The 14,562-nt window shown below is 70.9% G+C and carries 14 protein-coding genes; 7 read left to right on the top strand and 7 right to left on the bottom strand.

Translation table 11 applies throughout. From position 1 onward, the window contains the following. Positions 1-183 precede the first annotated feature (183 nt). Both BUE30_RS02720 and BUE30_RS02715 read left to right on the top strand, forming a co-directional pair. Positions 184-789 carry a LysE/ArgO family amino acid transporter gene (locus tag BUE30_RS02720; RefSeq protein WP_073326295.1) on the top strand — a complete coding sequence of 202 codons (606 nt, stop codon included), beginning with the start codon at positions 184-186 and terminating at the stop codon, positions 787-789. Positions 790-800: 11 nt separating this feature from the next. Next, positions 801-1,730 (top strand): DMT family transporter, encoded by a 930-nt coding sequence (locus BUE30_RS02715; protein WP_073326294.1) that lies wholly within the window; start codon positions 801-803, stop codon positions 1,728-1,730. A gap of 4 nt (positions 1,731-1,734) precedes the next feature. On the opposite strand, the gene BUE30_RS02710 is transcribed toward BUE30_RS02715, so the two are convergent. The 5 genes from BUE30_RS02710 to choX all read right to left on the bottom strand — a co-directional run bounded on the left by BUE30_RS02710 (position 1,735) and on the right by choX (position 6,276). Then, positions 1,735-2,310 (bottom strand): exopolysaccharide biosynthesis protein, encoded by a 576-nt coding sequence (locus BUE30_RS02710; RefSeq protein WP_073326293.1) that lies wholly within the window; start codon positions 2,308-2,310, stop codon positions 1,735-1,737. Positions 2,311-2,361: 51 nt separating this feature from the next. Beyond that, positions 2,362-3,393: a choline ABC transporter ATP-binding protein gene (gene choV / locus BUE30_RS02705; RefSeq protein ID WP_073326292.1), complete on the bottom strand. Its 1,032-nt coding sequence runs from the start codon at positions 3,391-3,393 to the stop codon at positions 2,362-2,364. Further along, complete coding sequence (gene choW, locus BUE30_RS02700; RefSeq protein ID WP_073326529.1) at positions 3,390-4,220, bottom strand: choline ABC transporter permease subunit; 831 nt, start codon at positions 4,218-4,220, stop codon at positions 3,390-3,392. The genes choV and choW overlap by 4 nt, the downstream gene beginning before the upstream one ends. 158 nt (positions 4,221-4,378) lie before the next feature. Further along, on the bottom strand, positions 4,379-5,167 hold the full coding sequence (locus tag BUE30_RS02695; RefSeq protein WP_083601040.1) for an outer membrane protein: 789 nt from the start codon (positions 5,165-5,167) through the stop codon (positions 4,379-4,381). A gap of 179 nt (positions 5,168-5,346) precedes the next feature. After that, a complete protein-coding gene (gene choX, locus BUE30_RS02690) occupies positions 5,347-6,276 on the bottom strand; it encodes a choline ABC transporter substrate-binding protein (protein WP_073326291.1) in 930 nt (309 codons plus the stop codon). A gap of 94 nt (positions 6,277-6,370) precedes the next feature. Between choX and betI the strand changes: the two genes are divergently transcribed. The 5 genes from betI to BUE30_RS02665 all read left to right on the top strand — a co-directional run bounded on the left by betI (position 6,371) and on the right by BUE30_RS02665 (position 12,332). Then, positions 6,371-6,946, top strand: a complete 576-nt coding sequence (betI, locus tag BUE30_RS02685) for a choline-binding transcriptional repressor BetI (RefSeq protein WP_073326290.1) — start codon at positions 6,371-6,373, stop codon at positions 6,944-6,946. Beyond that, positions 6,943-8,445 carry a choline-sulfatase gene (gene betC / locus BUE30_RS02680; RefSeq protein ID WP_073326289.1) on the top strand — a complete coding sequence of 501 codons (1,503 nt, stop codon included), beginning with the start codon at positions 6,943-6,945 and terminating at the stop codon, positions 8,443-8,445. Before betI ends, betC begins: the two co-directional genes overlap by 4 nt. A gap of 1 nt (position 8,446) precedes the next feature. Next, positions 8,447-9,907: a betaine-aldehyde dehydrogenase gene (betB, locus tag BUE30_RS02675; RefSeq protein ID WP_073326288.1), complete on the top strand. Its 1,461-nt coding sequence runs from the start codon at positions 8,447-8,449 to the stop codon at positions 9,905-9,907. A gap of 10 nt (positions 9,908-9,917) precedes the next feature. After that, on the top strand, positions 9,918-11,576 hold the full coding sequence (betA, locus tag BUE30_RS02670; RefSeq protein ID WP_073326287.1) for a choline dehydrogenase: 1,659 nt from the start codon (positions 9,918-9,920) through the stop codon (positions 11,574-11,576). A gap of 84 nt (positions 11,577-11,660) precedes the next feature. Continuing rightward, complete coding sequence (locus BUE30_RS02665) at positions 11,661-12,332, top strand: thermonuclease family protein (RefSeq protein WP_073326286.1); 672 nt, start codon at positions 11,661-11,663, stop codon at positions 12,330-12,332. Between the two features lie 23 nt (positions 12,333-12,355). On the opposite strand, the gene BUE30_RS02660 is transcribed toward BUE30_RS02665, so the two are convergent. Next, complete coding sequence (locus BUE30_RS02660) at positions 12,356-12,823, bottom strand: SRPBCC family protein (protein WP_073326285.1); 468 nt, start codon at positions 12,821-12,823, stop codon at positions 12,356-12,358. Positions 12,824-12,929: 106 nt separating this feature from the next. Then, positions 12,930-14,183, bottom strand: a complete 1,254-nt coding sequence (locus BUE30_RS02655) for a multidrug effflux MFS transporter (protein ID WP_073326284.1) — start codon at positions 14,181-14,183, stop codon at positions 12,930-12,932. Between the last annotated feature and the right edge of the window lie 379 nt (positions 14,184-14,562).

The following is a 14,562-nucleotide window of genomic DNA, read 5'->3' as shown; positions in this document are numbered from 1 at the left end:
AAAGGCGGAGAGCCCGCAGGCCGGACCGAACCGGCCGGGCGGCCTTGCGCTGCGGACGGGCCCGGTCGGACCGGATCGGGGCGCCGGCATCGGCAGGTCACGGGCGGGGGCCCGGGCGGCGGCGCGCCCCTCGCCATTCCGGCGGGGCGGGTGTAGCCATCCCCGGCCGCAGGGAGCCCGACCATGTCCACCGCCCTTGCCGGGTTCACGCTCGGCCTGTCCCTGATCCTCGCAATCGGCGCGCAGAACGCCTTCGTCCTGCGGCAGGGGATCCGGCGCGCCCATGTCCTGCCGGTCGTGCTGACCTGCGCGCTGTCGGACGCGGTGCTGATCGCGGCCGGGGTCGCGGGATTCGGCGCGCTCGCCGAGGCGGCGCCCTGGCTCGAGAAGGTGATGCGCTATGGCGGCGCCGCCTTCCTGGTCGTCTACGGGGCCCGCGCGATCCTGTCGGCCTGGCGGGGGGGCGAAGCGCTGCGGGCGGCGGGGCAGGGCGAGCAGTCGCGGCGCGCGGCGATCCTGACCTGCCTCGCCCTGACCTGGCTGAACCCGCATGTCTATCTCGACACGGTGGTCCTGCTCGGTTCGGTGGCGGCGGGGCTGGAGGGCAGCCGCCTCGCCTTCGGGCTCGGCGCGACCTCGGCCTCGTTCGCGTTCTTCTTCGCGCTCGGCTACGGGGCGCGGGCGCTGGCACCGCTCTTTGCCCGGCCGGCGACATGGCGGCTGCTGGACCTCTTCGTCGGGCTGCTGATGTGGAGCATCGCCGCCGGGCTCCTCTTCGCCGATCACTGAAGGAGTCCGACATGTCGCAACACGATGCCGCAATCGCCCCGCCGCCCGCGAGCGAGGGCAATCCCACCATCGGGATCCTGTGGATGGTCGCCTCGGGCCTCTGCTTCGTGGCGCTGACGGCGACGGTGAAGGTGGTGGGCGATGCCGTGCCGCCGGCCGAGAGCGCCTTCCTGCGCTACGCCCTCGCCCTGCCGATCCTGATCCCGATGATCGGCCCCCTGCGCCGCGCGCATCTCAGCCGCCGCCAGCTGGGCCTCTTCGGCGCGCGGGGGCTGGCGCACACGCTGGGCGTCATCACCTGGTTCTACGCCATGACGCGGATCCCGCTGGCCGAGGTGACGGCGCTCAACTACCTGAATCCCGTCTACGTCTCGATCGGCGCGGCCCTGTTCCTGGGCGAGACGATGGCCTGGCGGCGGATGCTGGCCATCGCGGTCGCGCTGGCGGGGGCCCTGGTCATCCTGCGGCCCGGCGCGCGCGAGCTCGATCCCGGCCATTTCGCCATGCTCTTCACCGCCGCGTCCTTCGCCGCGGGCTACCTGATCGCCAAGCAGCTGTCCGGAGAGGTCTCGGCCACGGTCGTGGTGGGGATGCTGCAGCTGACGGTGACGATCGGCCTGCTGCCCTTCGCATTGCTCGACTGGGTGGCGCCCGACCTCGCCACCCTCGGCCTCCTCGCCCTCGCCGCAATCTTCGCCACGCTGGGGCATTACGCGATGACCTATGCCTTCGCCGCCGCCCCGCTGACGGTGACGCAGCCGGTCACCTTCCTGCAGCTCGTCTGGGCCGTGACGCTGGGGGCGGTCTTCTTTGCCGAGCGGGTGGACGGGTGGGTGATCCTGGGCGGCCTGACCATCGTCGGCGCGATCAGCGTGCTGACCCTGCGCGAGGCGCGGGCGCGGCGTTTGCGCTCGGCCAAGGGGCAGGGCGCGCGGCTCTGACGCCTCAGATCAGGAACCAGACGGCCGCCGCGACCGAGGCCGCCGAGGCGAGCCAGGCGATCAGGATGGCGATGCCGTCATGGACGGTCAGCGCGACGCCGGTGATCGCGATGGCGGCGAAGGGGATCGCCGCTCCGAAGGGCACGACCTCCAGCGGGGGGACAAGCAGGCAGAGCGCCGCGCAGATCGAGCCCGAGACCCGCACGCCCGCCTCGCCGGTCAGCGCGGTCAGCCGCTCGCCGAAATGCCGGTCGAGCCAGTGCGCGGGGCCGCGCAGCTTGTCGGTGATCCTGTGGATCTTGTCGGTCGAGACCTCGCGGCACTCGATGAAGCCCGGCAGCCAGTAGCGGTCGCGGCCCATCGCGATCTGAACCGCCAGGATCAGCGTGCACACGGCGATCAGGGTGGGTACGGTGGGAATCGCGCCGATGGGCGAGATCCCGATCAGCGCCGGGATCACCAGGAACGCCCCCGACCCGCGCGAACCGAAGGCGTCCATCAGATCCTCGATCCTCGTCGTCTCGTCCGATCCGGCCGCCTCGTCCAGCTCGTCGATCAGGTCCTGCGCCGCGCCTGCCATCTCTCACCTCGCGTTTGCGGCAGAACGGGGCGCGGCGGGGGCGGGTTCCCCTCAGCCCCGCGGATCGAGCAGCCGGGCCAGCACGCTTCCCTCCGTCACCGCGCCGATCACCCGGCCGTCCTCGGCGACCGGGATCGGGCCGCCGCCCGCCCGGATCCGCTCCATCACCGCGCGGATGTCCGTCGCGGCGGGGACCGGCTCGCCCGGGGCCGGACCCGCGTCGGGGTCGATCACGTCGCGGGCACAGAGCACGCCGAGCGGGTTCATGTGGGCGACGAACTCGGCCACGTAATCGTTGGCCGGGTCGGTGTAGATCTGCCGCGGCGTGCCGCATTGCACGATGCGCCCGCCCTCCATGATCGCGATCCGCCCGCCGATCTTGAACGCCTCGTCGAGGTCGTGGCTGACGAAGATGATCGTGCGCTTCAGCTCGCGCTGCAGGTCGAGAAGCTCGTCCTGCAGGCGGCCCCGGATCAGCGGGTCGAGCGCGCTGAAGGGCTCGTCCATCAGCAGGATCGACGCGTCGGTGGCGAAGGCGCGGGCGAGGCCGACGCGCTGCTGCATGCCGCCCGACAGCTCGCCCACCAGCGCCTCGGCCCGGTCCTCCAGCCCGACGAGGGCGAGCTGCGCGTCGACCTTCTCGCGGCGCGCGGCCTTGCCCATGCCCGACAGCTCGAGCCCGAGGCCGACATTGTCGCGCACGCTGCGCCAGGGCAGCAGGCCGAACTGCTGGAAGACCATCGCGATCTCGTGCCGGCGGACGCGCCGCAGCTCGGCGCCCCTGGCCCGTGTCACGTTGACCTTGCCCTCGCGCGTGCGGACCGTCACGTCGCCGCGCACCACGGGATTGAGGCCATTCACCGCGCGCAGCAGCGTCGACTTGCCCGAGCCCGAGAGGCCCATCAGGACGAGGATCTCGCCCTCCTGCACCTCCAGCGAGCAATCGTGCACGCCGAGGACCTGGTCCGTCCGGCGCTGGATCTCGGCCCGGTCCAGCCCCTCGTCCATCAGGGGCAGCGCGCTGGCGGGCGCGTCGCCGAACACGATGGACACCCGGTCGAAGGTCACGGCCGCCCCGCTCACCGGTTCACCCGCAGCATCCGGTCGAGCACGATGGCCACGACGACGATCACGATCCCGCTCTCGAAGCCGAGCGAGGTGTTGACCGAGTTCAGCGCGCGCACCACCGGCACGCCGAGCCCTGCCGCCCCGACGAGGGCGGCGATCACGACCATGCTGAGCGACAGCATGATCGTCTGGTTCAGCCCCGCCATGATCTGCGGGAAGGCGCTGGGCAGTTCGACCTTCCACAGCAGCTGCCGGGGCGTGGCGCCGAAGGCCTGCCCCGCCTCGACCAGCGCCACGGGCGTGCGACTGATCCCGAGATGCGTCAGCCGGATCGGCGCGGGCAGGACGAAGATCACCGTCGCGATCAGCCCCGGCACCATGCCGATGCCGAAGAAGACGATGGCCGGGATCAGGTAGACGAAGGTCGGCAGCGTCTGCATCAGGTCGAGCACCGGCGCCATCCAGGCATAGACCCGCGGCCGGTGCGCCGCCCAGATCCCGACCGGCACGCCGATCCCCATGCAGACGACGCAGGCCGACAGGACGAGCGTCAGGCTCTCCGTCGTCTCCTCCCAGTAGCCCTGGTTCACGATGAAGAGAAAGCCGAGCGCGACCAGAAGCGGCGTCTGCCAGCGCCGCTGCAGCACCCATGCGAACAGGGTGAAGGCGCCGATCACCACGAGCTCCGGCGGGGCCTGCAGCAGCCAGAGGATCGCGTCGATCATCGTCTCGAGCCAGAGCGAGATGGTGTCGAACACGATCCCGCCCGAGCTTTCCAGCCAGTCGAAGCCGTCCGCCGCGAGGCGCCCGACGGGGATCTTGGTCTCGGTCAGCCAGTCCAGCATGGCGCCTCCGGGGAATGGGTGCCGCGGAAGCTAGGTGAGGCGGCCCCGCATGGAAAGTCGAAAGGGCCTGGTAGTGGATCCGGTGGTGTGCGGAGCGCGAACGGCCCCGGCGGAGATCGCTCCGCCGGGGCCGGTGGCCTCGAGTCCGACCGGACTCAGAACCGGTAGGAGACGCGGGCCTGGATCACGTGGAAGTCGAAATCGTCTTCCGAGCCGAATGCGTCGACGCCGGCGCCGAACGGACCGCCGGGCGCACCCGGACCGCTCAGCGTGGTGTTGAAGTCGCTCTCGCCCAGATTGACGTACTGGTACTCCACACCGAACGAGAACGAGTCGGTCAGCATCGTCTCCATCCCGGCGCCGACGACGTAGCCGGTCTCGCCGTCCCCGTCCCCGGAGGTCGTGACCGTCGCCGGAGTGTTGGTGTCGAAGCGGTAATCGACATCACCGTAGGCCAGCCCGCCGTGGACGTAGAACAGGCCGCGCTCGAACACCGGGACGCCGACCCGGCCACGCAGCGTGGCATAGTAGTCGAGCGATCGGACCTCGCGGTAGAATGCGGGCGTGGCGCTGTCGCCGCCCTGCGTTTCGGTCACGTCGAGCGCGCTGATATCCGCGATCCCGCCCAGCACGAAGCCGCCGAACTGGCGGTCGTAGCCGACATGGACGCCGCCGGAGAAACCGGAATCGAAGGCGCCGTAGAAGTTGTCGCCGAACGCCGCGGCGGGCGGAGCCGAGGGCGCGGCCTCCAGCGACAGCACCCCCGTCTCGTCATCGAACGCTCCGCCGAGTTGAGCGCCGGCATAGAAGCCGTCCCAGCTGAGGCGCGGAGCGGGCTGGGCCACCGGCATGACGGGCGCCGGCTCCATCACGGGGGAGTCCATCCCGGCGGCAAGGGCTGGCCCGGCCAGCAGCACGAGAGGGAGGCAGAGATGCAGTTTCACAAGAGATCCTTCCAGCAAGAGCGATCGCCACCGGGCATCGGTGGGATCGCCTTCCACAGATGGATCGCGGTTCCTCGCGGCAACTCACGTTGTCTTGACCGGTCGCCGTCGCCGCGCGGCGGGCTGTGGCCGGTTCCCCCGGGCGGGACGTCGATCCCGCCCGAGGAAGGAGGCGCCGCCTAGTTCAGCGCTGCCGTCACCGCCCCGGCCGCGTCGCCGCCATCGAGCGTGGTCACGCCGTCGAGCCAGCCGGACCAGGCGTCGGGATTGGCCGCGAGCCAGGCCTTCGCCGCCTCGGTCGGGTCCTGCCCGTCATCGAGGATCGCGCCCATGATCTCGTTCTCCATCTCGAGCGAGAAGGTGAGGTTCTCGAGCAGGGCCTGCACGTTCGGGCAGTCCTCGGCGAAGCCGGCGCGGGTGTTCGTGTAGACCTCGGCGCCGCCGAGATTCGGGCCGAACCATTCGTCGCCGCCCTCGAGATAGGTCAGCTCGTAATTGGCGTTCATCGGGTGCGGCTCCCAGCCGAGGAACACGACCGGCTCGTCCCGGCCCGTGGCGCGGTCGACCTGCGCGAGCATCCCCTGCTCGGAGCTCTCGATCACCTCGAACTCCGCCAGGCCGAAGGCGTCGGCCTCGATCATGTCGAGGATCAGGCGGTTGCCGTCATTGCCCGGCTCGATCCCGTAGATCTCGGCGTCCAGCGCCTCGGCATTGGCGGCGATGTCCTCGAAGCTGGTGATGCCGAGCGCGGCGCCGGCCGAATTGGTGGCGAGCGTGTATTTCGCGCCCTCGAGGTTGCGGCCCACGGTCACGACGCTGCCGTCCTCGCGGTAGGGGGCGATGTCGGCCTCCATCGTGGGCATCCAGTTGCCGAGGAAGACGTCGACATCGCCTTCGGCCATCGAGGTGTAGGTGACGGGCACCGACAGCACGAGCGTCTCGGTCTCGTAGCCGAGCGCGTCGAGAAGGAAGGTCGTGGTCGCGGTGGTCGCGGTGATGTCGGTCCAGCCGACATCCGAGAAGGTCACGCTCTCGCAGGCATCCTGCGCGAGCGCGGCGGTGCCGGCGGCGGTCAAGGCCGTGGCGGCGAGGATCTGTCGAAGGGGCATGTGGTGTCTCCCTGGGTTCTTGATTGACGAGTCAATAAACGGAAGCCTATGCAGGATCCCGTCCCGACGCAAAGGATAGGGGGGACCGCGCGAAATGCCAAAGATCGGAATGGAGCCGCAGCGGAAGGCGGCGCTCATCGACGCCGCGATCCACGAGATCGGGGCGCGCGGATCGCTCGAGGTGACGGTGGCGCAGATCGCGCGCCGCGCGGGCGTGTCGAGCGCGCTGGCGCATCATTATTTCGGCGGCAAGGAGGATCTCTTCCTCGCCGCGATGCGCCATGTCCTGCGGGAATTCGGCCGCGCCGTGCGCAGCGAACTGTCGGCGGCGCAGGGGCCGCGCGGGCGGGCCGAGGGCATCCTGCGGGCCAGCTTCGCGCCGGTGAACTTCCGGGCCGAGACGGTCTCGGCCTGGCTGAACTTCTACGTCCTCGCGCTGACGAATGCCGAGGCGCGGCGGATGCTGCGCGCCTACCAGCAGCGGCTTCGGTCGAACCTGCGGCACGCCCTGCGCCCGCTGGCCGGGGCCGGCGCGCCCGCGGCGGCCGAGAGGCTCGCGGCGGGGATCGACGGCCTCTACCTGCGCGAGGGGCTGTCCGGCACCGCCCCCGACGGCGCCCGTGCGACCGCCGAGATGCTCGAAAGCCTTGCGAGGGAGATGCTGCAATGAATGCCCCGAATATCCTGGTCCTGATGGTGGATCAGCTGAACGGCACCCTGTTCCCGGACGGGCCGGCCGATTTCCTGCACGCGCCGAACCTGAGGCGCCTCGCCGAGCGGTCGACCCGCTTCGCCCACGCCTATACGCCCTCGCCCCTCTGCGCGCCGGCGCGGGCGGCGGTGATGGCGGGGCAGATGCCCTACCGCACGCGCGTCTATGACAATGCCGCCGAATTCGCCTCGGCGATCCCGACCTTCGCGCATCACCTGAGGAATGCCGGCTATCATACCGCCCTGTCGGGAAAGATGCACTTCGTCGGCCCCGACCAGCTGCACGGCTTCGAGGAGCGGCTGACGACCGATGTCTATCCCGCCGACTTCGGCTGGACCCCGGACTGGCGAAAGCCGGGCGAACGGATCGACTGGTGGTATCACAATTTCGGCTCGGTCACCGGGGCCGGCGTGGCCGAGATCACGAACCAGCTCGAATACGACGACGACGTCGCCTTCCAGGCGATGCAGAAGCTCTACGACCTCTCGCGCGGGCATGACGGGCGGCCCTGGTGCCTGACGGTCAGCTTCACCCATCCGCACGATCCTTTCGTCGCGCGGCGCAGGTACTGGGATCTCTACGAGGACGGCCCGCTCGACCCCGAGCTCCCCGAGATCCCCTATGCCGAGCTGGACCCCCATTCGCAGCGCCTGATGGATGCCTCGAACCGGCGGGAATTCGAGATCGGGCGCGAGGACGTGCGCCGCTCGCGCCGCGCTTATTTCGCCAACATTTCGTATGTCGACGACAAGATCGGCGAGATCCTCGACGTGCTGGAACGGACCCGGCAGGAGGCGACCATCGTCTTCCTCTCCGACCACGGCGAGATGCTGGGCGAGGGCGGTCTCTGGTTCAAGATGAGCTTCCGCGAGGGCTCGTCCCGGGTCCCGCTGATGATCGCGGGCGATGGATGGGCACCGGGTCGGGTCGAGACGCCGGTCTCTACCGTGGATCTGGCGCCGACGCTCGCCGCCATCGGCGGGGCCGACATGGCGGGCGTCACGCCCTGGACCGACGGCGTGGACCTCGCCCCCGTCGCCGCGGGCGGCGAGCGGCCCCCGGTCGGTATCGAATACGCCGCCGAGGGATCCGTCGCGCCGATGGTCTGCCTCGTCGAGGGGCGGTGGAAATACACCGCCTGCCCGGTCGATCCCGAGGAGCTCTACGATCTGCAGAACGACCCGTGGGAGAGGGATAACCTCGCCGGCGCGCCGGGGTACGAAGGGCGGCTCAAGCATTTCCGCGACCTCGCCGCCGCCCGCTGGGATCTGGGACGGACCGATGACGAGGTGCGCGCCAGCCAAGCCGCGCGCTGGGTCGTCTACCCCGCGCTGCGCCAGGGGGGCTACTACCCCTGGGACTGGCAGCCCCTGCGCAACGCCTCCGAGCGGTACATGCGCAACCACATGGACCTCAACGTGCTGGAGGAGAACCAGCGCTTTCCGCGAGGGGAATGACATGAGCTACGACCCGCAACCTGCCGCCAGCCATCACGTTTCCGGTGAATACCTTGAGGATGCCGGGGGCGAGGCGCTGCCCGTCATCTATCCCGCCACCGGCGAGGAGATCGCGCGCCTGCACATGGCGACGCCCGAGGTGATCGACCGCGCCTTCACCGCCGCCGAGGCCGCGCAGCGGGACTGGGCCCGTCTGCCGGGGGTGGAGCGGGGCCGGGTCCTGCGCCGCGCCGCCGACCTGATCCGCGCCCGCAACCGCGAGCTCAGCGAACTCGAAACCCGCGACACCGGAAAGCCGCTGCAGGAGACGCTGGTCGCCGACGCCACCTCCGCCGCCGATGCGCTGGAATATTTTGGCGGTCTCGCCGCGACGCTGACGGGCGAGCATATCCCGCTCGGGGCCGACTGGGCCTACACGATCCGCGAGCCGCTCGGCGTCTGCGTCGGCCTCGGCGCGTGGAACTACCCGACCCAGATCGCCGCCTGGAAGGCCGCCCCCGCGCTCGCCTGCGGCAATGCGATGGTCTTCAAGCCGTCCGAGACGACGCCGCTCTGCGCGCTGAAGCTGGCCGAGATCCTGACCGAGGCGGGCGCGCCGGCCGGCCTCTTCAACGTGGTGCAGGGCGCGGGCGCCGTGGGCGAGGCGCTGGTGACCGACCCTCGCGCGGCGAAGGTGTCGCTCACCGGCTCCGCCCGCACCGGGAAACACGTCTATGCCCTCGCCGCGCGCGGAATGAAGCACGTGACGATGGAGCTGGGGGGCAAGTCGCCCTTGGTGATCTTCGACGATGCCGATGTCGAGAACGCGGTCTCGGCGGCGATCAACGGCAACTTCTACTCGTCCGGTCAGATCTGCTCCAACGGCACCCGCGTCTTCGTCCAGAAGGGGATCGAGGCGGCGTTCCTCGCCCGGCTGACCGCGCGCATGTCGTCGGGCATCGTCATGGGCGACCCGCTGGACGAGGCGACCAATATCGGACCGCTCGTCTCGGAGCGGCAGATGGGGCAGGTCCTCGGCTTCATCGACCGCGCGAAGAAGGGCGGCGCGCGGCTGGTGATTGGCGGCGCCCGCGCGGACCGGCCGGGCTGGTTCGTCGAGCCGGCGGTCTTCACCGACGTGACCGACGGGATGGAGATCGCCCGCGAGGAGGTGTTCGGCCCCGTCATGTCCGTCCTGACCTTCGAGGACGAGGCGGAGGCGGTGACCCGCGCGAACGCGACGGAATACGGGCTGGCCGCCGGGGTGTTCACCGCCGATCTCGCCCGCGCGCACCGCGTCGTCTCGGCCTTCCGCGCCGGGACCTGCTGGATCAACACCTACAACCTGACGCCGGTCGAGATGCCGTTCGGCGGCGTCAAGGCCAGCGGGCTGGGGCGCGAGAATGCCCGCGCCGCGATCGAGCATTACAGCCAGCTCAAGAGCGTCTACGTCGCGATGGGGGGCGTCGATGCCCCGTTCTGACCCCCCCGCGATGGAGGCCGACTACGTCATCGTCGGCGCCGGCAGCGCGGGCTGCGCGATGGCCTGGCGGCTGACCGAGGCGGGAAGATCCGTCATTGTGGTCGAGTTCGGCGGCTCGGATGCCGGCCCCTTCATCGGGATGCCGGGCGCGCTCAGCTACCCGATGAACATGCGCCGCTACGACTGGGGCTTCGTCACCGAGCCCGAGCCGCATCTGGGGGGCCGCGTCCTCGCCTGTCCGCGGGGCAAGGTGGTCGGCGGCTCCTCCTCGATCAACGGTATGGTCTACGTGCGCGGCCATGCGCGCGACTTCGATCATTGGGACGAGGCGGGCGCGACCGGCTGGGCCTATGCGGACGTGCTGCCCTATTTCAAGCGGATGGAGGACTGGCATCCGGGCCTGCACGGGGGCGACCCCGATTGGCGGGGCAAGGACGGCCCGCTGCACGTCACGCGCGGGGCGCGGTCGAACCCGCTGACCCGCGCCTTCGTCGCGGCGGGCGAGGCGGCGGGCTACGGCGCGACCGCCGATTACAACGGCCACCGGCAGGAAGGCTTCGGTCCCAAGGACGCGACGATCTGGAAGGGCGGCCGCTGGTCGGCGGCCGAGGCCTATCTCAAGCCCGCCCTGCGGGGCGGCCGGGCGATTCTGGTCCGCGGCCTCGCCAGCCGGATCGTGATCGAGGAGGGACGCGCGCGCGGCGTCGAGATCCGGCGCAGCGGCCGGACCGAGATCCTGAAGGCCCGCGCCGAGGTCATCGTCGCGGCGAGCGCCATCAACTCGCCCAAGCTGCTCAAGCTCTCGGGCATCGGGCCGGGGGCCGAGCTGGCGGCGCACGGGATCGACGTGGTGGCCGACCGTCCCGGCGTGGGCGAGAACCTGCAGGACCATCTGGAGATGTACATCCAGATGACCAGTGCCCGGCCGGTCAGCCTCTACCGGTACTGGAACCTCTTCGGGAAGGGTTATGTCGGCGCGCGCTGGCTGCTGACCCGGTCCGGTCCCGGCGCGTCGAACCAGTTCGAGAGCGCGGGCTTCATCCGCTCGCGTGCGGGGGTGGAATATCCCGACATCCAGTTCCACTTCCTGCCGCTCGCGGTGCGCTACGACGGGCGTTCGGCCGTGAAGGGCCACGGCTTCCAGGCCCATGTGGGGCCGATGCGCTCGCCCTCTCGCGGACATGTCCGCCTGCGCTCGGCCGATCCGGCCGAGGCGCCCTCGATCCTGTTCAACTACATGTCCCACGACGAGGACTGGCGCGATTTCCGCACCGCGATCCGGCTCACGCGCGAGATCTTCGCGCAGGCGCCGTTCGACGAGTTCCGAGGGGTGGAGATCCAGCCGGGGCAGGGCGTCCGGACCGACGACGAGATCGACGCCGCCGTGCGCGAGCATGCCGAGAGCGCCTACCATCCCTGCGGCACCTGCCGGATGGGCCGGGCGGACGATCCCGGCGCCGTGGTCGATCCCGAGACCCGCGTCATCGGGGTGGAGGGGCTGCGCGTCGCCGACAGTTCGATCTTCCCGCGCATCACCAACGGAAACCTCAACGCGCCCTCGATCATGGTGGGGGAGAAGGCGGCAGACCACGTGCTGGGCCGGGGCATGCTGCCGCGCGAGAATGCCGAGCCGTGGATCCACCCGGACTGGCGGACGGCACAGAGGTGAGGGGCAGATGATTTTTCCGCCCTCGTGTTAACCTGATCTTAACCTTTTTGTTGTCGGCGCCGCGGGGGCGGGCATAGTGACGGGATGTTCGATCTACGTTCCGTGCCCGCCGCCGCCCTCCTCCTCTCCCTTCTCGCCGCGCCCGCCGTGGCCGCGCCCGATGGCCGGCTTTCGGTCGTCGATGCCGACACGATCGACGTCGGCGGCGCCAGGGTGCGTCTCTTCGGGATCGACGCGCCGGAGCTGTCCCAGATCTGCGGCGAGAGCGGCGCCACCTGGGCCTGCGGCACCTGGGCCGCCTCGGAGGCGCGCCGCCGCTGGGAAGGGCAGGAGGCACGCTGCGAGCCGCTCGATACCGATCGTTACGGGCGGATCGTCGCCCGCTGCCATGTCGGCAGCGACGACATCGCCCGGGTGATGGTGGCGGAGGGGATCGCGCTCGCCTATCGCGACTATTCCTGGGATTACGATCTGGAAGAGAAACAGGCCGCCACGCTCGGCCGCGGGCTCTGGAGCGGCGCGTTCGAGAGCCCGGCCGAGTACCGCGCCGGGCAGGCGGCCGCGCAGGAGGCCATGCCGCAGGGCGCTTCCGGCGATTGCGCGATCAAGGGCAACATCTCGTCCAACGGCCGCATCTACCACATGCCGGGACAGGACCATTACGACCGCACCCGGATCGACGAGGGGGCGGGGGAACGGTGGTTCTGCTCGGCGGCCGAGGCCGAGGCGGCGGGCTGGCGCGCGGCCCGGCGCTAGGGCCGGGCGCGCGCGGCGGGGCGTCAGGCCGCGCCGCTCTCCTTCACGCCGGCCCCTTCCACGATGTCCTTGAAGGTCTCGAAGAACTGGTCGGCCATCTTCTTGGCGAAGCCGCCGACGATGCGGTTGCCGAGCTGCGCGAGCTTGCCGCCCACCTGCGCCTCGACGTTGTAGGCCAGCTCCGTGCCCTCCTCCACGTCGGTGAGGTTCACGATCGCCGCGCCCTTGGCAAAGCCCGCGACGCCCCCCTTGCCCTCGCCGACGATGCGGTAGCTGTCGGGCGCGTTCACGTCCTCCAGCGTCACGGCGCCCTTGAACGTGGCCGAGACGGGGCCGACCTTCTGCTTCACCACGGCCTCGAACCCCTCCTCGGGTGAGCCGGTGAGCTCCTGGCAGCCGGGGATGCAGGCCTTGAGCGTCTCGGGGTCGTTCAGATGCGCCCAGACCGTCCGGCGGTCGGCGGCGATGGTTCTTGTGCCGTTGAGTTCCATGTCGCTCCTCCCTCGGGCGTTTCGCCGCACCTTGGTCGCTGGAACGGCCGGACGCAATGCGACCATCGGCGACCATCGCCGGGGCCGCCCCGCCCGGCCGATGGGCTCAGCCCCGCGCGGCGACCGCGCGGGCGCGCGCCATCACCCACAGGATCGCGACGCCGGCCAGGAGCGAGGTGACCAGCATGATGACCTGGAGCGGCAGGATCCCCGTCTCCTCGGTCAGCCAGGTGCCCGCGAGGGCGGAGAGCACCGCCCCGCCGCCGATCATGATCGTCCCGCCGAGGCCCGAGGCGCTGCCCGCCAGTTCCGGCACGACCGAGAGCGAGCCGGCGATGGCGTTCGGCATCAGCAGCCCGTTGCCGAGTCCGAGGAAGGTGCAGAGGCCGAAGAACACCCAGGCCGAGTCGACGCCCGCCAGCGACAGGACCAGCGACAGCCCCATCCCGAACGAGCTCACCGCCGCCCCGATCAGCGCCAGCCGGTCGATTCCCGCCCGCACCGCGTAGCGCCCCGAGATCCCGTTGCCGGCCATGTAGCCCACCGCCGGCGCACCGAGCGCGATCCCGGTCGCCAGCGGCGACAGGCCGAACACCCCCTGCGCCACGAAGGAGGCGCCGCCCAGAAGCGCGAAGAAGGCGCCCGACCCCATCGCGGCGCAGAGCGAGTAGCCCCAGAACCGCTGCGAGGTCAGCAGGCGCGGATAGGCCCGGATCTGCGCCACGAGGCCGCGGCCCATGCCGGTCGCCGTCTCGCCCTGGTCGCGCCAGGCGAGGAGCAGCACGCCCGCTCCCGCCAGCGCGAGGAAGGTGAACGAGGCCCGCCAGCCCGCCAGCTGGTCGAGCGCGCCGCCGATCATCGGGCCGACCATCGGCACCAGCGACATGCCCATGGTGACGTAGCCGATCATCGAGGCGCTCTCGGCCGCGGGGACGATGTCGCGCACCACGGCGCGGCTGAGGACCATGCCCGCCACGACCGCCGATTGCAGGAAGCGGAAGGCGAGAAAGGTGCCGGTATTTGGCGCGAGAAGACAGCCGATCGTGGCCAGGACGAAGATCGCCAGCGCCCCCAGCACCACCGGCCGCCGCCCGAACTGGTCCGAGAGCGGGCCGATCACGAGCTGCAGCAGCGCCGTCGCCGCCAGATAGCCCGACACGGCGAACTGCATCACCGCGTAATCGGCGCCGAAATGATCGGCCATCCCCTGAAGCGAGGGCAGGAAGATCGACATGTTGAGCGCCGAGATCCCCGCCAGCAGGATCAGCGTCGCGATATGCGGCGGCGTGGCGGGGTCGAGGAAACGGGATGCGGGGCGCGGCGGCGTCCCCGCCGGGCCGAGGGGAGAGGCGAGGGTCATGGCGCGTCAGGTAGGCCGGGAGCGGAACGGTGTCCATATTGTCGGACATTCGGGCCCGCGCCTGCGGGATCGCGGCCCGGCATCCGCCCTCCCCGAGGCCGGCCGCTCCGGCCGTGACTTGCCCGGGGGCGCCCTGGCCGCACCTCGCGCGGGCGGACGGGTCCGGGCCGCGGTATTTGGGAACCCTGCGAAGGAGGGGGTGGGGCGCGCCGCCCGCACCCGGGCCCCCGTGGAGCGGCCCGGGCCGAGGTATCTGAGATCCCTGCGAAGGGGGAACGGGCGCGCCGGCCGGAGCTTGCGCGGGCGATCTGGCGGGCCGCGGGATCCGGGATCCCCGCGAGCGAGGGGAAGGGGGGCGCCCCTTCCGGTCCGCGCGCTT

The organism is Wenxinia saemankumensis (assembly GCF_900141735.1).
GTDB lineage: Bacteria > Pseudomonadota > Alphaproteobacteria > Rhodobacterales > Rhodobacteraceae > Wenxinia > Wenxinia saemankumensis.
Note: the sequence above shows the minus strand (reverse complement) of the source record. Positions and strands in the feature narration are given on the sequence as shown.

What these genes read in the sequence shown, in the direction of transcription:
- BUE30_RS02720 (WP_073326295.1), top strand. Translation starts at nt 184, where the DNA reads ATGTCCACCGCCCTTGCCGGGTTCACGCTCGGCCTGTCCCTGATCCTC.
- BUE30_RS02715 (WP_073326294.1), top strand. Translation starts at nt 801, where the DNA reads ATGTCGCAACACGATGCCGCAATCGCCCCGCCGCCCGCGAGCGAGGGC.
- BUE30_RS02710 (WP_073326293.1), bottom strand. Translation starts at nt 2,310, where the DNA reads ATGGCAGGCGCGGCGCAGGACCTGATCGACGAGCTGGACGAGGCGGCC.
- choX (WP_073326291.1), bottom strand. Translation starts at nt 6,276, where the DNA reads ATGCCCCTTCGACAGATCCTCGCCGCCACGGCCTTGACCGCCGCCGGC.
- betI (WP_073326290.1), top strand. Translation starts at nt 6,371, where the DNA reads ATGCCAAAGATCGGAATGGAGCCGCAGCGGAAGGCGGCGCTCATCGAC.
- betC (WP_073326289.1), top strand. Translation starts at nt 6,943, where the DNA reads ATGAATGCCCCGAATATCCTGGTCCTGATGGTGGATCAGCTGAACGGC.
- betB (WP_073326288.1), top strand. Translation starts at nt 8,447, where the DNA reads ATGAGCTACGACCCGCAACCTGCCGCCAGCCATCACGTTTCCGGTGAA.
- betA (WP_073326287.1), top strand. Translation starts at nt 9,918, where the DNA reads ATGGAGGCCGACTACGTCATCGTCGGCGCCGGCAGCGCGGGCTGCGCG.
- BUE30_RS02665 (WP_073326286.1), top strand. Translation starts at nt 11,661, where the DNA reads ATGTTCGATCTACGTTCCGTGCCCGCCGCCGCCCTCCTCCTCTCCCTT.
- BUE30_RS02660 (WP_073326285.1), bottom strand. Translation starts at nt 12,823, where the DNA reads ATGGAACTCAACGGCACAAGAACCATCGCCGCCGACCGCCGGACGGTC.
- BUE30_RS02655 (WP_073326284.1), bottom strand. Translation starts at nt 14,183, where the DNA reads ATGACCCTCGCCTCTCCCCTCGGCCCGGCGGGGACGCCGCCGCGCCCC.